14 protein-coding genes, 1 tRNA gene and 3 pseudogenes are annotated in these 16,942 nt (G+C 60.7%); 8 read left to right on the top strand and 10 right to left on the bottom strand.

Annotated elements, in window-relative coordinates:
- Positions 1 to 156: 156 nt before the first annotated feature.
- On the bottom strand, positions 157 to 1,344 hold the full coding sequence (locus tag NKJ32_RS17400; RefSeq protein WP_352828186.1) for a magnesium transporter: 1,188 nt from the start codon (positions 1,342 to 1,344) through the stop codon (positions 157 to 159).
- A gap of 489 nt (positions 1,345 to 1,833) precedes the next feature.
- Here NKJ32_RS17400 and NKJ32_RS17405 point away from each other — a divergent pair, with 489 nt between their 5' ends.
- Positions 1,834 to 2,148: a hypothetical protein gene (locus NKJ32_RS17405; protein ID WP_352828188.1), complete on the top strand. Its 315-nt coding sequence runs from the start codon at positions 1,834 to 1,836 to the stop codon at positions 2,146 to 2,148.
- Positions 2,149 to 2,465: 317 nt separating this feature from the next.
- Positions 2,466 to 2,911 (top strand): annotated as a pseudogene (locus tag NKJ32_RS17415) (sugar phosphate isomerase/epimerase family protein); the annotation flags it as partial.
- Here the strand turns inward: NKJ32_RS17415 and NKJ32_RS17420 are convergent.
- Positions 2,823 to 3,191 (bottom strand): hypothetical protein, encoded by a 369-nt coding sequence (locus NKJ32_RS17420; protein WP_352828309.1) that lies wholly within the window; start codon positions 3,189 to 3,191, stop codon positions 2,823 to 2,825. The pseudogene NKJ32_RS17415 and the gene NKJ32_RS17420 sit on opposite strands and share 89 nt — an antisense overlap.
- A gap of 60 nt (positions 3,192 to 3,251) precedes the next feature.
- Positions 3,252 to 3,416: a hypothetical protein gene (locus tag NKJ32_RS17425; protein WP_023678731.1), complete on the bottom strand. Its 165-nt coding sequence runs from the start codon at positions 3,414 to 3,416 to the stop codon at positions 3,252 to 3,254.
- 146 nt (positions 3,417 to 3,562) lie between these two features.
- On the opposite strand from NKJ32_RS17425, the gene NKJ32_RS17430 reads away from it, so the two are divergent.
- Both NKJ32_RS17430 and NKJ32_RS17435 read left to right on the top strand, forming a co-directional pair.
- Positions 3,563 to 4,270 carry a hypothetical protein gene (locus NKJ32_RS17430; protein WP_352828190.1) on the top strand — a complete coding sequence of 236 codons (708 nt, stop codon included), beginning with the start codon at positions 3,563 to 3,565 and terminating at the stop codon, positions 4,268 to 4,270.
- Positions 4,236 to 4,462, top strand: a pseudogene (locus NKJ32_RS17435) (DUF2274 domain-containing protein). The gene NKJ32_RS17430 and the pseudogene NKJ32_RS17435 overlap by 35 nt, the downstream one beginning before the upstream one ends.
- 29 nt (positions 4,463 to 4,491) lie before the next feature.
- Here NKJ32_RS17435 and NKJ32_RS17440 read toward each other — a convergent pair.
- The 4 genes and pseudogenes from NKJ32_RS17440 to NKJ32_RS17455 all read right to left on the bottom strand — a co-directional run bounded on the left by NKJ32_RS17440 (position 4,492) and on the right by NKJ32_RS17455 (position 9,277).
- On the bottom strand, positions 4,492 to 5,379 hold the full coding sequence (locus NKJ32_RS17440) for a LysR family transcriptional regulator (RefSeq protein ID WP_352828193.1): 888 nt from the start codon (positions 5,377 to 5,379) through the stop codon (positions 4,492 to 4,494).
- Between the two features lie 546 nt (positions 5,380 to 5,925).
- Positions 5,926 to 8,115: a calcium-binding protein gene (locus NKJ32_RS17445; RefSeq protein ID WP_352828194.1), complete on the bottom strand. Its 2,190-nt coding sequence runs from the start codon at positions 8,113 to 8,115 to the stop codon at positions 5,926 to 5,928.
- A 636-nt stretch (positions 8,116 to 8,751) separates the two neighbouring features.
- Positions 8,752 to 8,826, bottom strand: a tRNA-Gln gene (locus tag NKJ32_RS17450).
- Between the two features lie 113 nt (positions 8,827 to 8,939).
- Positions 8,940 to 9,277 (bottom strand): annotated as a pseudogene (locus NKJ32_RS17455) (VOC family protein).
- A gap of 148 nt (positions 9,278 to 9,425) precedes the next feature.
- Here NKJ32_RS17455 and ppdK point away from each other — a divergent pair.
- Positions 9,426 to 12,104 carry a pyruvate, phosphate dikinase gene (gene ppdK, locus NKJ32_RS17460; RefSeq protein WP_352828197.1) on the top strand — a complete coding sequence of 893 codons (2,679 nt, stop codon included), beginning with the start codon at positions 9,426 to 9,428 and terminating at the stop codon, positions 12,102 to 12,104.
- Between the two features lie 549 nt (positions 12,105 to 12,653).
- On the opposite strand, the gene NKJ32_RS17465 is transcribed toward ppdK, so the two are convergent.
- On the bottom strand, positions 12,654 to 12,839 hold the full coding sequence (locus NKJ32_RS17465; RefSeq protein ID WP_352828199.1) for a hypothetical protein: 186 nt from the start codon (positions 12,837 to 12,839) through the stop codon (positions 12,654 to 12,656).
- A gap of 26 nt (positions 12,840 to 12,865) precedes the next feature.
- On the opposite strand from NKJ32_RS17465, the gene NKJ32_RS17470 reads away from it, so the two are divergent.
- Both NKJ32_RS17470 and NKJ32_RS17475 read left to right on the top strand, forming a co-directional pair.
- Entirely contained in the window at positions 12,866 to 13,342 is a 477-nt protein-coding gene (locus NKJ32_RS17470) for a glycosyltransferase family 9 protein (protein WP_352828201.1), read from the top strand.
- A 140-nt stretch (positions 13,343 to 13,482) separates the two neighbouring features.
- Positions 13,483 to 14,220 carry a polysaccharide deacetylase family protein gene (locus NKJ32_RS17475; RefSeq protein WP_352828203.1) on the top strand — a complete coding sequence of 246 codons (738 nt, stop codon included), beginning with the start codon at positions 13,483 to 13,485 and terminating at the stop codon, positions 14,218 to 14,220.
- Here NKJ32_RS17475 and NKJ32_RS17480 read toward each other — a convergent pair whose 3' ends face one another.
- Positions 14,221 to 14,610 carry a DUF427 domain-containing protein gene (locus NKJ32_RS17480; protein WP_352828204.1) on the bottom strand — a complete coding sequence of 130 codons (390 nt, stop codon included), beginning with the start codon at positions 14,608 to 14,610 and terminating at the stop codon, positions 14,221 to 14,223.
- Between the two features lie 125 nt (positions 14,611 to 14,735).
- Positions 14,736 to 15,122 carry a hypothetical protein gene (locus tag NKJ32_RS17485; protein ID WP_352828205.1) on the bottom strand — a complete coding sequence of 129 codons (387 nt, stop codon included), beginning with the start codon at positions 15,120 to 15,122 and terminating at the stop codon, positions 14,736 to 14,738.
- Positions 15,123 to 15,297: 175 nt separating this feature from the next.
- Here NKJ32_RS17485 and NKJ32_RS17490 point away from each other — a divergent pair, with 175 nt between their 5' ends.
- Positions 15,298 to 16,926, top strand: coding sequence for a fatty-acid--CoA ligase (locus NKJ32_RS17490; protein WP_352828207.1), 1,629 nt, complete (start codon positions 15,298 to 15,300; stop codon positions 16,924 to 16,926).
- Positions 16,927 to 16,942 lie beyond the last annotated feature (16 nt).

Below are 16,942 nucleotides of genomic sequence, written 5' to 3' on the forward strand. Positions count from 1 at the left end.
AGATCTTCCGTCGCGTTGCGCAAGGGGTCGGAGAGCTGCCGGAAGGTGCTTCTCACGACGCGTGCGCGATGCGGCCTGGCTCTTGCTATTTCGTTGAACGCGACGAGGTCAGCTTATCGCCCCGACTCCCAGGGACGCGTCACCGGACGCGTCTTGCTACAGCACGAGCATGGTGGCCAGCCCCAGCATCAGGCCCATGCCTACAATATCGGTCACGGTGGTGAGGAAGATCGCCGAAGCGACCGCCGGATCGGCGCCGACCCGGCGCAGGCCCAGCGGGATCAGCACGCCGGAGATTCCGGACATGAGGCACGATCCGGACATGGCGAGCAGGATCACAAGTGCCAGCATGGGTGCCTGGGCCGCCGACTCCGGTTGCCGCGAGGCGTAGAACCACATCGCCGCAGCCGCCACAAGACCGACGAGCACGCCGTTGGCGATCCCGAGCGCGCCCTCCCTCATCACTAGGTGCAGCTTCGGTCGTTTGTCCACATCCCCCAGGGCAAGGCCACGCAGCGTCATAGCCAGTGCCTGGCAGCCGGTGTTTCCGCTCTGCCCGGCCAAGACCGGGAGGAACGCCGCCAGGGCGACGATCTTCTCGATCGTGCCTGTGAATGAACTGACTACGAAAGCGGCCATGAAGGCCGTCAGCAGGTTCAGCTGCAGCCACGGATGACGCTTCAAGAAGGCTGAAAACAGCGGCGTAAAAGAACGCTCCTCCTTCTGGACACCCACCATCTGGCCAGACTGGGCGGAAATCTCGATGATTTGCTGCTCGAACAGCCGCCAGCCGCGAACCTGCCCGAGCAGCCGGTTATTCGCGTCCACCACGGGATAGACAGGGTAGTGACGGCGTACCGCCGCCTTGCAGGCGTCGCTCAAAGACAAACCGACGTTAAGGGCGAACGGCTTGGGCAGCATGATCTGATCGACCATCGCGTCCGGTTCGCTCAGCATCAGATCGCGCAAGACCACCAGGCCAACCAGCTTATCGCCCCCCTCCGTGACGTAGAGGTAGGTGAGCTCGGTCGGCACCTGGGCACTTCTGACGGTCTCCACTGCGGCGGATACCGTCGTCCCGACTGGAACGCTGGCGGGAATCGGGTCTATCAGTTCGACGAGCGAATCGGGGATCACGAAATCCTTGCCATCGCTATCAGGCTTGATAGGCCTCATATGCGCTGGCAAATGCTCCGCCACCTTGCGAGCGTGCCCATGCGGCAACAATTTTAGTGTGTCCCGGATGAACTCGGGAGACTCTCGGGCAAGCAATTCAGCCGCGTCATCAGGTGCTCGAGCACGCAGCGTGCGCACCAACTTCTGAACGTCGTTCTCTTCTTTCATCTGCCGCCGCCCCCAAATTGCTAGTGTCTTGCCTGACAGTATGACACGGATCGGATCGCTCTGTCTGGCGCGCAGTGGCCCAAGCGCCTCGATCCCGAAATCTTCGCCTCTCGGGCCCGAGTGGACCGAACCCAGACAGATCTGCGTCATTGCGTGGGTGCATACAGGCGGGCTGTAACGTCAGAGTGTCGCCGAGAATTTGACGTGTTGCGAACTTCACCGGTCTTTTGGGCTTTGCGAGCACGCCGCACCAATGAAACTTAAACCCGGAAATTCTGCAGAGGCAGGGTCTCCGGCGTTCGAATTGATTGCCTCATCCGGCGCATCTTGCCAGTTTCACCAGCTATTGACGCCACGGCCGGTTAAGATCTGCGACTGCTTGCACAGAAGGATGTGGAGCACGAGCTCCTTCGAGGACGATTTCATGACGGTCTTGCACCAAGGCAAAAACTCGGCAAGTTCGTTGCGTCTTGGGAGAGGGCAACAACAATGAAATTATCTTGCGTAGGCATGATGCCGGTCGCGGCAATGGTGATTTGCGCAAACTCGTTCGTTCCAACCGGCGCCCGCGCTAACTCGGTTGCCTTCGATTATGGATATCAGATGGCGGCTTATTTATTTTGCTCTCAATCGATCTATAACGACAGACGTTTTGGCGACTTTCTTGTTGAGGATGGGAAGTATGACAAAACGAAAGAGTACAATCGTGGCGTTGCCGCTCTGAAAGCCGCGCTCAAAGGCCCCCACCCTAGGAAAGTGTGCTTCGATGCCGCCCGTGCCAGCGGTTGGTGGACCGACCGCTGACGGCTTTCGAACTCGGTCTTTAGTTGGTTGCTTATCGGCTTCGGCTCACCGCCAATCGGCAGGCCGTCGAAGCCGTGCAACCATGCCTCGGCACGCTCGCTGGCGCGGCGGTGGCAATCCGGCTACACGATTGACGTCTAGGGATCTCGAAGCCGGCAACTCGGATGTGCGGCGTGCGCTCTGCGAGGCGGTATCGGGTCTGGTGATCCGCTTCAAGGGCAGGGACAAGGTCAAGAGCTGGGGTGAGGCGACCGCCAAACGCTCCTGCCACCGCAGAGGCGGCGTCGCGGTGGCCCCGCAAGCTGGCGGTGATCATCATCGCCTTCGAGAACCTCTTCGTAATGGAACCGGGTCAGTGCCGGCAGACCCCGGCCGAGGTGGCGCAGACGGTTAAGGCGGTCGGCCATCCGAACTTGGTGGCGCTTATCGATTTCAGTCACGCCTATATTGAATCCACCCATCGCGGCCTGAACTTCTGCGGGCAATGGCGCCGGTGGCGGGGCACCTGCATGTCCATGACTCCTTCGGGCGCCCGCAGGGCTTCCACAGAACCTATCTCTCGCAGGAGGATGCAGCGCTGGGTATAGGCGACCTGCACATGCCGCTTGGCTGGGGCGATATCGAATAGGATGGCATCTTCAGTGAGCTGGCCTTCTTGCCCGGGACCGTCCTCATCATGGAAATCGGGCCCCGCTATCCCAACGAGCAACCCGATTGCCTGGCCCGGGCAAAAAAATCTCGTCACGTTGAACGATCGCGCTGAGCGCGGAGCGGCGGAGTAAAAACGGAGAATCCGCGGCTGTTGTGCTGCCAATGTCGGCCAGAGCTGCCGAACTCGTTGGCAGCGAGCCGTTCCGCATTGGCAAGGTCGAGTTTTGTCGGTCTGTTTCGATGAGATTGTAAGAAGAGTTCGCCTGCCGGTCCACGATACGACGGCCAGCATTAGTTGGCTTGTCCCTGGTGGTCGAGCGCGGGCAGGGGCTGGAAACATACAAGTCATCCACCCGTTCGCCAGCCGGGCCATAGGCCGATTTCTGCTCCATGTGATCGCATGCGTGCTCGCCAACCCGGTACCTTGGCGGCGTCCGCCAGCTCCCTTCTGACTATTCCCTTTCCTTCGCACTTATCTTGATTCCGCGCCGTTCCGCGTACTCGATCAATGCGAGTTCTATCACCGAGGTGATAGAACGCCGCTCCGCGTCTGCAAGCTGTTGCGCCAAGGCCAACACCGGCGGATCAAGGCGGGTGGTGAACGGCTTTTTTGTCATTTTCGCTCTGCGGCTTGATATTCAGTTTCAAAAGGCGTATAGATATGCACGTGCATCGCACTTGCATCGCACGTGCGGCGGCTGGCCAGAGTGCGCCAACACTCCAGTCAGCCTGACCACAACCCAAGCTGATTGGAGCTCGGATCATGGCTGATTCCGACAATACCACGACTCTGCCTTACGTCACCCGCAGGCGAGTACTTGAGGGAACAGTCGTGGCCACCACCGCGTGGACGCTCCAAGGCAACGCGCCCGCAAGCGGCGCCGGAAGCACGAATGTGCGTTCTGATCCTGCACTGGCGCTTTGGCGGGAATGGGAGAGAGTCTACAAACAGACCGAGCGGCTTTGCCGGAGGCAGCAGCGCTTGGAGACAAGGCTTGTCGAGAGCGTCGGCTTTCCCTGTGTGACCGTCCGCCTGACCGAGGGTGAGCAGGTGACGGTCCATTCGATCGAGATGCTCAATGAAGTGCTCGGCAAAGCGCCGGATATGGCGGCTCTCCGCGATAAAGCCGAAGCTGATCTCGCGGCGCATCAGGCACGCTGGGATTCGGCTGCGGAGGAGACAGGTTACACCGCTGCTCTCAGGGCCGAACGCGAGGCTTGCGACCGGGCGAAGGATCTTCTGGGAGCGTTCTCAACCACCCACGCGACGACTCTTGCCGGTGTGGCGGGCAAGCTCGATGCCGTGTTGCGCGAGGGTGAGGCGTGGGAGGAATGCTCCGACTTCCCTTGGCCGCAAATCCGCACAGCGCTCTGCGATCTAGTGCGCATCGCCGAAGGCTTTGGTGCTGAACGGGCGCGGCGCCGAAGGATTCGTCATGACCAAGCTGAAACTCTCCGCCATTCCCGATAACCGTCCGGTCAAGATCTCCGTCGAACTGACCGGCACGGTTCATCGCGATCTGTCGCCTATGCTGAATTGCTTGGCCGCGAGACCGGACAGATAACCGCCCATCCGGCAAAGCTGATAGTGCCGATGGTGACCCGGTTCATGACAACGGACAGAGCGTTTGCCAGAGCCCGACGAACGCTGAGGCCGAGATAACTATTTGGGTCATCGCGATCGGACCGCCGTCAGGACGAATACCGATCGCGCAGGAACGCGATGAAGACCGGCAGGGCAGGATTGGCGTTGTCCGGGCGCCAACGGGCAAAATTGGAGATCTGGATCGGCTTGCCCGCGATCCGCAGCTTACGGCAGACGGCGCCTTCAGGAACGCTGTTGGCGTCTCCATCGTGGATCAGAGCGACACCGAGGCCATTTCCGACAAGGCGCAGAAGGATGCCCGCACAGACGTGATGTTCGACGATCGCGGGAAGCTGCACGCCATTTCCAACAGCGTCGGCGAGCAGAAATGCTTCGCCCCTGCGCACGAGCAGCGTCTCCTGGCCTAGCTCCGACCACTCGATCACGGGACGGCTTGCGAGAGGATGACTGGAAGCGAGAACGACGGCTAGGGTATCCTTCCACAATTTCAGTTCGAATGCGCCGCCAGTGGATCGGGAGGAGGAAGTGACGGTGACGTCGACCTGCGTGCCGCCCATCGCAGCCCTGGGCTCAGGATGAGAACCTTCTATCAAGCTGACAGTCACATTTGGATAACATTTCCCGAACTCAATGATTGCACCCAGCGCTCGCCCGGCGAGGATGAGTCCGTTGGAGCCGATGGAAAGCCTTTGTTGTTCATCCTTGATGCCCGTCCTGGCCAGCGTCAGAGTATTGTCCAGTTCGAGCAGCACGGAGCGAAGACGATCGAGGAAACGCTCGCCGGCCGGGGTTGGGCCAACGCCGCGGGCATGGCGATGAAATATCCTCGTTCCCATCTCGTATTCGAGATCGCGGATGCGCCGGCTGAGCGCGGTGTGATCGATCCCAGTGCGCCGTGCCGCGCGCAGAAAGCTGCCCTCCTCGGCGACTACAAGCGCATAATTGAGAGTCGCTAGTTGAATGGAGTTCCGCATCTCTGCTCGACGTCAAGGCAACGACAAAATCGCAGACGTTTGAGCGCTTTTGGCCGCGGCGGGCTATCACCAAATCTCAGTATTGACTCAGATGAGGCCACCGACGCCTCTTATGAAAGAAACAACGGACGGTCAGGTGGCGTGCAGCAATCTCTCGCGATCACCGGGAGCGATCCCTGAATGCGCATCGGAGTAGACGAGCTCGAATGTGTGTATGGTTTGCGCCGCTTGACCTGAGGGGAACCTTATCGAGTGGCACTCATGGTCGGCCACGGCGCCTCGCCGTCATTCATGCTGCGTCGGTACGGTGGGTCAGCAGGGGAGGACTCGCACGAGCCGATCAGCGATGGTAGGGCGCACGCAGCGATGATCCCGAAGGACACTCACTCGAAAGAGACCACTCCGTTTTCTCGCTCATCTAATGGAGGGGCTCGCCCGCTAGCTCCAGCGACAACACCGGCCAAAACATCTATCTCGGAAATCCGGTGCTTGAACAAAGACGGAGCGGCGGACCGGCTCGAATGAAGGTCCGCCGCTCTGGCTCTTTCAGATCACAAGGAACGAACCTGCTGCAAGCGACAGACCTGGAGAGAGCGTGGCGAACTGTATTTGAGCTGCGCCGCCGATCCCGTCGCTGTCGAAAGAGAGCGCTCCAGTTGAACTGTTGTAGATGATATGGTCGGAGCTGTCATGCGCGGCCGTGCCAGCGAAGAAAGCATCGGATGAAAGGCCACCCAGCTTTAGGCCGGCAAAAACCGCGTCGTCGAGTTGGATCTTGTCTTGGAGCTTGTTGAAGTCCGTGATCCTGTCGATATTGCCGGCTCCAAGAGCGCTGTTGAACACGAATGCATCATTGCCCCCGTTACCGGTCAAGATGTCGGCACCGCCGCCACCGTTGATGATGTTCGCGCCGGCATTGCCTTGGATGGTCTGGGCAAAGGCGTTGCCGGTCAGGTTGATTGCAGACGTACCGGACGGATACCTCGTGGCGAGAAGCTCGACCTCCGAGCCGGCCGCAAGCGCATAGCTCACCGTGGTGGCTATGTTGTCGCGACCGCCGCCTACCGCTTCGATCACTCTGTCGCCGACATTGTCGACATAGTAGCCGTCGTTGCCCCCATAGCCGACCATCGTATCGGCACCACCGAGGCCATTGAAGACATTGCTACCGGCATTGCCCTGGATGGTCTGGGCGAACTCGTTGCCGTTGAGGTGGAACGGCGCCGTGCCGGACGAGTTGCTGGTGGCGAGAAGCTCGATGTGCGAGCCGGCGGTAAGCGCATGGCTCACCGAAGTGATCACCTTGTCGGTGCCGCCGCCTACCGCCTCGATCGTTTTGTCGCCAGCATTGTCGACATAATAGGTGTCGTTGCCGCCATAACCGATCATGGTGTCCGCGCCGCGTCCGCCGTTGATGACATTGGCACCGGCATTGCCCTGGATGGTCTGCGTGAACTCGTTGCCGACGAGATTGATTGCGGCCGTACCGGAGGGGTTCGTGGTCGCAAGAAGCTCGACCTGCGAGCCGGCCGAAAGGACATAGCTCACCGAGGCGAGCACCTTGTCGGAGCCGCCGCCAGCGGCCTCGACCACTTTGTCGGCAGCATTGTCGACATAATAGGTGTCGTTGCCGCCATAGCCGGTCATGGTGTCGGTACCGCCGAGGCCGTTGATGACGTTCGCGCCGGCATTGCCCTGGATGGTCTGGGCGAACTCATTGCCGGTGAGGTTGATTGCCGCCGTGCCTGATGCATTGTTGGTGGCGAGAAGCTCGATCTCGGAGCCGGCCGCAAGAGCATGACTTACGGAGGCAAGTGCTTTGTCGGTACCGCCGCCCACCGCCTCAATCTCCTTATCGCGGACGTCATCGACATAATAGGTGTCATTGCCGCCATAGCCGATCATCGTGTGGCCGCCGGCCCCGTGAAACACATCGTCGCCGCTGGTGCCATACAAGGTGTCGCTTGTGTCGACGGGAGGCGGAGCGGTCCCAGTCGTTGCGAGATTGTGCTCCCGGAAAACGGCCTGCAGTTCCGAGGAGCTCTCAAGTGCGGTGTCGCCTCGCTGCGAACCCCAAGCGTATGCGTAGTCGAAGGCGGGTGACGGAACCAGCTTGGCCCAGTGCTCCATCATGGTTTCCATCTGGGCGGCGGTGGGCACCACATATTTGCCACCCATGTCGGTGTTATACTCGCCACCTCCAAACGCCTGGTAGCCCGGAACGATCTGGCTCGTCGGGATGCCCGATGCCTGAGCGGCGGCGACGAATTTATCGATCATGTTGTAGTCGACCGGGCCATCCGTGCGGACCGGATAGACATCTATGCCGTAGTAATCGATACCCGTATTGGCGGGATTGTACGTGCCCCTGAAATCCGGATTCGCCGACGTCCCCAAGCTCATCATTGTGATGTAGGTCTTGGCGCCTGGAAAATGCTCATGGATCCAGTCGGATTCTGCCTTCAGATTTGCGGCAGAGGCGTAGGTACCCCATTGGCCGGTGGGATCCGGCTCGTCAACCAGGAAGAACCCAAATACGTTCGGATTGCCGAGGAAAGGAGTAACCTTGTCGATAAAGGATTGGGTTACTCCGTTGGCCTCGTCGAGGTAGACCAAGCCTTTCATGCCCTCTGGCAGCTCGTTGACCTGGTCGACATATTGCACGCTAGCCAGATTGAATCCGGCTTTTGCAATGTCCGTGCCGGATCCGCCCGACGTGTAATGGAGAGTCGCCATCCATAATCCCTCATTTTGATTCGATAGCGCCCCGCGGATGCCTGCCTACTAGAAGGTGTATATTAGCGCCAAATCACATACCTGCACGCCCTGATAGAATGATTGATCGGCGGCAGGATTGTCACATCGCGGCGAAAAATATACTTAGGGAGAGTCGACATTGTGCGATAAAAGAAAATTTATCTTCAGAGATGCCCACGTTGTTTTCCGATAGATACTTATTGATATTTCTACTACATTCTACTTGTTGCTGACAGCATAAGATAACATGATCGATGCCGTCTAAAAAAGAAATTGAGTTTTATTAAAATTAGTTTGATGATTGGCCGGTTGCTACTAGAGAGGCGTTGGAGGCGCTGATTTATCTGAAGAAAAGCGACAAAAAATCCAATGTTTTGGATTATAAAAGTCTCAAACTATAAGATCGAACGCCAAACCGTGGCAGAAAAACTGCTTTCTCCACAAGATGCATTTGACTGCCGGCCAATTGAGTCGACATTAAACTAAGATGCCAGCCGCATCGCGCTCTCTGCCGGAGACACCAATTTGTTGTGGACAGATACCGCAGATACCAGTCCTCGACCTAGGTGTCTGCAACTGAGATTACGACTCGGAAGATCGTCAGAATTGGAGAACTGGCTGGGGCGCCAGGATTCGAACCTGGGAATGTCGGTACCAAAAACCGATGCCTTACCACTTGGCGACGCCCCAACAGCCGGAGCCTGCCCGCTGTGCGCGCGGCCTTATAGGACGAGCCGGGAGAAAGCTCAATGCCGACTATGCGCGACCGATCCACCATTTTGCAATCGCCACTTTGAACGGATCTATTCACCCCATACCGCCATTTCATTGCCGGCCGGATCGACGAAATGGAACCGCCTGCCGCCGGGGAATGAAAAGATCGGCTTGACGATGGTGCCGCCGGCATTTTCGACGGCGCTCAGTATTTCCTCCAGCCTTTCGGAATAGAGCACGGGCAGCGGCTTGGCCGGCGCATCTTGGCCATCCGCCTGAAAACCGCCGTCCAGCCCTTCGGCAAAAGCTGAATAGGTCGGCCCGTAATCGGTGAACGACCATGAGAAGGCCGCGCTGTAGAAAGCCTTCACGCTGTCCAGCGTCCGCCCGTCGCCGGCATTTCCAGATAATCGAGCTTTCCGGTCATCTTTCCAAAAAGCAAGTCTTTTCGGCCCCGCTTTTCATTAATCGATTGTAGAGGCCGGCCGGCTTGGTCGACGCCTTGCCTTTCGCACTGCAGCATCATATCGCTCGATTTGTCCGTATTTCCAATCTCCTGCAACCGGGGAGCAAGCATGACCAAATGGGTCTACACTTTTGGCGATGGCGCCGCGGAAGGCCGTGCCGGCGACCGCAATCTGCTCGGCGGCAAGGGCGCCAACCTGGCCGAAATGTGCAGCCTGGGCCTGCCGGTGCCCCCGGGCTTCACCATCACCACCGAGGTCTGCAACGCCTATTACGCCAACGGCCACAAGTACCCGGCTTCGCTGGAAGCGGACGTTGCGGTCGCGCTCGACCATATCGGTCGGCTGACCGGGCGCCGTTTCGGCGATCCCTCGAAACTGCTTCTGGTGTCGGTTCGCTCAGGTGCGCGCGCCTCGATGCCGGGCATGATGGACACCGTGCTCAATCTCGGCCTGAATGACGAGACGGTCGAAGCCTTGGCCGCCGATTCAGGCGATCCGCGCTTTGCCTATGATAGCTACCGCCGTTTCATCCAGATGTATTCCGATGTCGTCATGGGTCTCGACCATGAGGTGTTCGAGGAAATCCTCGAAGATCAGAAGGGCGGCCTCGGCCATGAACTCGACACCGACCTGACGGCCATCGAATGGCAAGGCGTGATCGCGCTCTACAAGGCCAAGGTCGAGGAGGAGCTCGGCCAGCCGTTTCCGCAGGATCCGCACGAGCAGCTCTGGGGCGCCATCGGCGCGGTGTTTTCCAGCTGGATGAACAACCGCGCCATCACCTACCGGCGCCTGCACGACATTCCCGAAAGCTGGGGCACGGCGGTTAACGTCCAGGCCATGGTCTTCGGCAATATGGGCGACACCTCGGCCACCGGCGTTGCCTTCACCCGCAATCCGTCGACCGGCGAAAAGCAGCTTTATGGCGAGTTCCTGGTCAACGCCCAGGGCGAGGATGTCGTTGCCGGCATCCGTACGCCGCAGAACATCACCGAGGCGGCGCGCATTGCCGCCGGTTCCGACAAGCCGTCGCTGCAGAAGCTGATGCCTGACGCCTTCCAGGCTTTCGTCAGCATCTCAGACCGCCTGGAAAAGCATTACCGCGACATGCAGGATCTCGAATTCACCATCGAGCGCGGCAAATTGTGGATGCTGCAGACCAGGTCAGGCAAACGCACCGCCAAGGCGGCACTGAAGATTGCCGTCGACATGGCCAGGGACGGGCTGATTACGAAGGAGGAGGCCGTCGCCCGCATCGATCCGGCCTCGCTCGACCAATTGCTGCATCCCACGATCGATCCGAAGGCGGCGCGCGATATCATCGGGGTCGGCCTGCCGGCATCGCCAGGTGCTGCCACCGGCGAAATCGTGTTTTCCTCGAACGACGCCGAGGAGGCGAAGGCGCAAGGCCGAAAGGCGATCCTGGTCCGCATCGAGACCAGCCCCGAAGACATCCATGGCATGCATGCGGCCGAAGGCATCCTGACGACGCGCGGCGGCATGACCAGCCACGCAGCTGTTGTGGCGCGCGGCATGGGTAAGCCTTGCGTTTCGGGAGCCGGCTCGCTGCGCGTTGACTACAAGGCCGGCACGCTGATGGCGATGGGCGCGACCTTCCGCAAGGGCGACATCATCACCATCGACGGCGGCAACGGCCAGGTGCTGAAGGGTGCCGTACCGATGCTGCAGCCGGAACTCTCGGGCGATTTCGCCGCTATCATGGAGTGGGCCGACGGCGCGCGCCGCATGAAGGTGCGCACCAATGCCGAGACGCCGCTGGATGCGCGCATGGCGCGGTCCTTCGGCGCCGAAGGCATCGGGCTTTGCCGCACCGAGCACATGTTCTTCGACGGCGATCGCATCATTGCCATGCGCGAGATGATCCTGGCCGATACGGAAAAGGACCGCCGAACGGCGCTGGCCAAGCTGTTGCCGATGCAGCGCTCCGATTTCCTCGAGCTGTTCGAGATCATGGCCGGCCTGCCGGTGACGATCCGCCTGCTCGATCCGCCGCTGCACGAATTCCTGCCGAAGACCGAGGAGGAGGTGGCCGAGGTCGCCGCTGCCATGAACGTATCGCCGGACAAGCTCAGGCGGCGCACCGAAGCGCTGCACGAGTTTAATCCGATGCTCGGCCATCGCGGCTGCCGGCTTGCCGTCTCATATCCCGAAATCGCCGAGATGCAGGCACGAGCCATTTTCGAGGCCGCCGTCGAAGCCGGCAGGAAGGCCGGCGCGCTGGTGGTCCCCGAAATCATGGTGCCGCTGGTCGGGCTGGTGAAGGAGCTCGACTTCGTCAAGGCACGCATCGATGCGGTCGCCAAAAGCGTGATGGAGGAGACCGGTGTCAGGATCGATTACCTCACCGGCACCATGATCGAACTGCCGCGTGCCGCGATCCGCGCCCAAATCATCGCCGAGGCGGCCGAATTCTTCTCGTTCGGCACCAACGATCTGACCCAGACCACCTTTGGCATCTCACGCGACGATGCGGCCTCGTTCCTCGAGACCTACCGGAAAAAAGGCATCATCGAGCAGGATCCGTTCGTGTCGCTCGACATAGAGGGTGTCGGCGAGCTGGTGCGGATGGCGGCCGAAAAGGGCAGGGCGACGCGGCCCGACATCAAGCTCGGTATTTGCGGCGAGCATGGCGGCGACCCGGCCTCGATCCATTTCTGCGAAAAGGTCGGCCTCGACTACGTCTCGTGCTCGCCATACCGGGTGCCGATCGCCAGGCTGGCCGCCGCGCAAGCGGCGGTGCAGGCTGCAAAGAACGGCCGCGGATAGGAGTTGGAGTCCACCGGCATCTGACCTTACCGATTTGTAACCGAATTCACGCGAACGTGCGTCTGTCGGCTCCAAATCCCGACATCGTTTCTGCCCAGTTTCCGGCCCCCGAACCCGCCCCGGTGCCAGAAACAGATGTTGCAGAACCCGCCCACGCACGTCCGCTCGATTCTCATCCTCCAGACGAAATTCATCGGCGATCTTGTCCTCGCCTCCGCGCTCGCCAGAAACCTGCGCCTCCAATATCCAAAGGCCAGGATAGTGTTCCTTTGCGAGGCGAACTTTGCCAGTTTCCTGTTGGCTCATGGCATCGCCTCGGACGTGGTGGCGTTCCGACGCGTACGGATGCGTGGCACCCCTGTGCAGCGTGGTCGCGAGCTTTACGCCATGGTGCGCGCTCTGCGCCGGTTCCGGTTTGACCTGACCATCGACCTGGCCGATTCCAAAACCTCACGCATCATCGTCAGGCTCGTCAACGCCAAGACCCGCGTTGGATATGATCCTCCCGAAAAACCGTTGCGCTGGCTGGAACGCCAGCCCGCCAACGTCCTAGCCAAGCCGTTTGGCTTTGGTGGCCAGCATTATCTCTGCCGCTATCTTTCGCCGCTTGAGGCGCTTGGCGTGGAGTTGCGTGCGCAGGTCCCAACGATTGAGCCGCTGCCGCTGGAGACCGCCAGGGCATTGGCGCTTCTCGACCGGCATCATCTCCGGCATAACGCCTTCATAGCCGTTCATGCAGGAGCGAGCTTCCGGGGGCGGCAATGGCAGCCGGAACGTTTGCGCTGGCGATCGACGAGATCTCGCGGCAGACCGGATTGGACTTCCTGCTTGTCGGCGGCCCCGATGAACGGGCATCTGCCGAGCGCATCGTCGCCAAGGCCGCTTCGCCGGTCGTCAACGTGGTCGGGGCGCTGTCGCTGCCAACGCTGCTGGCGGTTCTCGGCCAGGCACGCCTGTTTCTGGGAAACGAGAGTGGCCCGATGCACATGGCCGCCGCCGCGGGAACGCCGGTTGTCGGCCTGTTCGGCCTGACCGACCCGGCCGTCTGGGGCCCTGTCGGCGTGGCCAGTGTTACGCCGCGGCCCTCCATGCCTTGCGAGTGCATAGCCAGGGACCTGTGCCGCCGACCCGATCCGAGCAAGGCTTGCTGCGTCTGGCGACTTGAGGTCAAAGCGGTGGTCGACGCGGTGCTCGCGATCCTTTCACGTAAGGTTAAGGACGTGGAGCACGCATTGTGACCTCGCGCTTGCCAAAGGTCAGGCCGGCGGTCAAATTGCCGCTGCCGACGCTTTTGCAGGGGCATCGTCCCGATTTCCGCCTTGATGACGGTCTTGGGGTCGCCGCTTCAACTTTGATCCGGCCGACCTGGAAATAATCGATGCGCCCGTTCCAAAAGTATTTTTGCGCCATTGCGATATCGCTGTGGGCTGCCTCTCCCGGCAACGCCCAGTTGCTCGTCGCACCGACGCTGCACATCAAGGCCGAGGCGGGCAGCGGCCGCGTCGCGCTGACGCTCGATGCGTGCGGCGGAAGGACCGACACACGGATTCTCTCGGCGCTGGTGGAAAACAAGATTCCTGCCACCATTTTCGTCACCGGCATCTGGCTGAAGCACAACGCCGCCGCCGTCGAGATCATGCGGGCGCATCCCGAACTGTTTGAATTGGAAAACCATGGCGGCCGCCATGTCCCGGCTGTCGACACGCCGCAAAAGATCTACGGCATTCGCAGTGCCGGCAGCCCGGAGGCCGTGCTGGCCGAGGTCGAATCGGGTGCTGCCGCTCTTGCCGTGACCGGCGAACCGGCGCCGAAATGGTTTCGCGGCGCAACCGCCGAATACAGCCCGTCGGCAATCGCGATGATACGCAAGCTTGGTTTCAAGATCGCCGGATTTTCAATCAACGGCGATGGCGGCTCATTGCTCGGCACAAAAGAGACCGCCCGGCGCATTGCCGCGGCGAAGGACGGCGACGTCATCATCGCTCACATCAACCAGCCGACCCATGCGGCCGGCGAAGGCGTGGTGCAGGGACTTCTGGCGCTGAAGGCCAAGGGCCTCACCTTCGTGCGTCTCGACGATGCCGACGGCGTCGGCGATGAAGGCACCACCGACTGATCAGTCGGGCGTGGCCTCTATGGTCACCTTGTTCAGATAGAACGCGCCGTGGTCGCGGATATCGGCCATCTCGTCGAACGGCCGCTCATAGGCCCACATCGCATCCTTGCCTGCATCGCCGGCGGGCAGCACGCTCCAATAGCTGGCATCGCCCTTATAGGGGCAATGGGTCGAGTGTTCGGTCTTGCCAAGCTGTTTGAAGTCGATGTCGCCGAACGGAATGTAGAAAACCGGGGGGTAGGGCGATTCGGTCAGCACTTTGACCTTGTTGGACGAAGCGATGACGACATCGCCAGCGCGCACCGTCACGGTGCCCTTGTAAGGCTCGACTGTGATGACCTTGCCGGGATTGCGCTGAAAGCCGGGTGACGGATTTGCGATCTGGTCCATATCGGATCTCCTTGCCTCAACCCCAAGATGTGTCTGGCAAGAGCCTTGCGCAAGACCTGCCTGCCACCAGGCGGGCGTCGCCCGCGGAGAGAAGTCTCGCCTCTTTCTTCCGCTTCCCCGGAAACTCAGGCGGCGGCCTGGAACGCGTCCATCAGCCCGGCATACGCGGCGGCAATGCCGGCCACCGGATTGGTGCTTTTCGAGGTGGTCTCGACCTTCAGCGCACCACCGCTGGTCGGCAAGGTGAGCAGCAGGAACTGGCGATTGCCGCCGTCGCCGACGCAGGCGGCAGCGACGTGCTGACTTTCGCCCTCGTTCTCGACGCACATCTTGAACAAGAGCGTGCCGCCGACCGCTTCGAGGGCGCCACCGACGATCTCGACGAATTCATCTTCGGAAACGGCTTTGGCGTCAGGCACCAGATCGGCCTGCGCGACGTCGGCCGCCACCAGATCGGCTAGACTTTCGGCAAGCGTATTTTCGAGGGCTTTGTCGTCGAGCTGCGCGTCCATGCGAACCTCTTTCATTCGCCAATCGCGCCCCGCCGTTAATCAACGTTAACGCCGAGCATGGCCGGATTGTGGCGAATTCGGCTTCAATTGGCTCCATGCCCCGCTCCAGCCCGATCCTGGCTGGACAATCCGCCGGTTCGTCCCACAATGGCGAAAAAATAACGGGAGGAACAAGATGCTCGGGCTGATGCAGGAATGGCCGCTGCTTTGCCATAAGCTGATCGACAATGCCGAGAGGCAGCACGGCAGCCGCGAAATCGTGTCGCGTTCGATCGAGGGGCCGATCGTGCGCAGCACATATGCCGAAATCCATGATCGTGCCCTGAAGGTCGCCGAGCGGCTCGAGCGTGACGGCTTCGGGCTTGGCGACCGCATCGCAACACTGGCCTGGAACACCGCGCGCCACATCGAGGCCTGGTACGGCATCATGGGTGTCGGCGCGATCTATCACACGCTCAACCCGCGGCTCTTTCCCGAGCAGATCACCTGGATCATGAACAATGCCGAGGACAAGGCGATCTTCGTCGACCTGAGCTTCCTGCCGCTGCTTGAAAAGATCGCCGGCGCGGTCAAATCGCTGAACCAGGTTATCGTGCTGACCGACAAGGCGCATTTGCCGGAGACTGCGCTGCCCAAGGTCGTCGCCTATGAAGAATGGCTTGCTGAAGCCGACGGCAACTTCGCCTGGAAGACATACGACGAAAACACCGCCGCCGGTATGTGCTACACCTCGGGGACCACGGGCGACCCGAAAGGCGTCCTCTACAGCCATCGTTCGAACGTGCTGCACGCCATGATCGCCGCCATGCCCGACGCCATGGGCCTGTCGTCGCGCGATACCATATTGCCGGTCGTGCCGATGTTCCACGCCAATGCCTGGGGCCTTGCCCAGAGCGCGCCGATGGTCGGCGCCAAGCTGGTCATGCCCGGTTGCAAGATGGATGGCGCTTCGCTCTACGAGCTGCTCGACACCGAGCAGGTGACCTTCAGCGCCGCCGTGCCGACGGTGTGGATGATGCTCCTCCAGTATCTGGAAGAGACCGGCAAGAAACTGCCCTATCTGCAGAAAGTCGTCATCGGCGGCTCGTCCTGTCCACGCGCGCTCACGACGAAGTTCCAGGACCGTTACGATGTCCAGGTCGTCCACGCCTGGGGCATGACCGAGATGTCGCCGCTCGGTACGCTGTGCACCCTGAAGCCGGATTACGCCGGGCTGAAGGGCGAGGCCCGCCTCGGCGTCCAGCAGAAACAAGGCTTTACACCGTTCGGCATCGAAATGAAGGTGACGGACGACGTCGGCAACGAACTGCCATGGGACGGCAAGACCTTCGGCCGGCTCAAGGTCCGCGGGCCGGCCATCGCGCGCGCCTATTATGGCGGCATCGGATCCGAACAGTTCGATCAAGACGGCTGGTTCGATACCGGTGACGTCGCGCATATCGACCCCGGAGGCTATATGCAGATCACCGACCGCGCCAAGGACGTGATCAAGTCGGGCGGCGAATGGATCTCGACCATCGAGCTCGAGAACCTCGCGGTCGGCCATCCCGATGTGGCGGAGGCCGCCGCCATCGGCATTCCGCATTCGAAATGGGGCGAGCGGCCTTTGCTCGTGGTCGTGCGCAAGCCGGGCAGGGAGCCGACCAAGACGGATATTCTCGCTTTCATGGACGGCAAGGTGGCGAAGTGGTGGATGCCGGACGACGTCGCTTTTGTCGGCGAAATCCCACACACCGCTGCCGGCAAGATCCAGAAGATTACCTTGCGCCAGCAGTTCCGGGATTATCACCTGCCGACGGATTGACCGGAGATGCGGCGTC

The organism is Mesorhizobium sp. M0159 (assembly GCF_040322295.1).
In the GTDB taxonomy this organism is placed as follows: domain Bacteria; phylum Pseudomonadota; class Alphaproteobacteria; order Rhizobiales; family Rhizobiaceae; genus Mesorhizobium.

Excerpts from the sequence above, each read along its gene's own strand:
- NKJ32_RS17400 (WP_352828186.1), bottom strand. The coding sequence starts at position 1,344 with ATGAAAGAAGAGAACGACGTTCAGAAGTTGGTGCGCACGCTGCGTGCT.
- NKJ32_RS17445 (WP_352828194.1), bottom strand. The coding sequence starts at position 8,115 with ATGGCGACTCTCCATTACACGTCGGGCGGATCCGGCACGGACATTGCA.
- NKJ32_RS17440 (WP_352828193.1), bottom strand. The coding sequence starts at position 5,379 with ATGCGGAACTCCATTCAACTAGCGACTCTCAATTATGCGCTTGTAGTC.
- NKJ32_RS17490 (WP_352828207.1), top strand. The coding sequence starts at position 15,298 with ATGCTCGGGCTGATGCAGGAATGGCCGCTGCTTTGCCATAAGCTGATC.
- NKJ32_RS17420 (WP_352828309.1), bottom strand. The coding sequence starts at position 3,191 with ATGGAGCAGAAATCGGCCTATGGCCCGGCTGGCGAACGGGTGGATGAC.
- NKJ32_RS17405 (WP_352828188.1), top strand. The coding sequence starts at position 1,834 with ATGAAATTATCTTGCGTAGGCATGATGCCGGTCGCGGCAATGGTGATT.
- NKJ32_RS17480 (WP_352828204.1), bottom strand. The coding sequence starts at position 14,610 with ATGGACCAGATCGCAAATCCGTCACCCGGCTTTCAGCGCAATCCCGGC.
- NKJ32_RS17425 (WP_023678731.1), bottom strand. The coding sequence starts at position 3,416 with ATGACAAAAAAGCCGTTCACCACCCGCCTTGATCCGCCGGTGTTGGCC.
- NKJ32_RS17475 (WP_352828203.1), top strand. The coding sequence starts at position 13,483 with ATGCGCCCGTTCCAAAAGTATTTTTGCGCCATTGCGATATCGCTGTGG.
- NKJ32_RS17430 (WP_352828190.1), top strand. The coding sequence starts at position 3,563 with ATGGCTGATTCCGACAATACCACGACTCTGCCTTACGTCACCCGCAGG.
- NKJ32_RS17465 (WP_352828199.1), bottom strand. The coding sequence starts at position 12,839 with ATGAACGGCTATGAAGGCGTTATGCCGGAGATGATGCCGGTCGAGAAG.
- NKJ32_RS17470 (WP_352828201.1), top strand. The coding sequence starts at position 12,866 with ATGGCAGCCGGAACGTTTGCGCTGGCGATCGACGAGATCTCGCGGCAG.
- NKJ32_RS17485 (WP_352828205.1), bottom strand. The coding sequence starts at position 15,122 with ATGGACGCGCAGCTCGACGACAAAGCCCTCGAAAATACGCTTGCCGAA.
- ppdK (WP_352828197.1), top strand. The coding sequence starts at position 9,426 with ATGACCAAATGGGTCTACACTTTTGGCGATGGCGCCGCGGAAGGCCGT.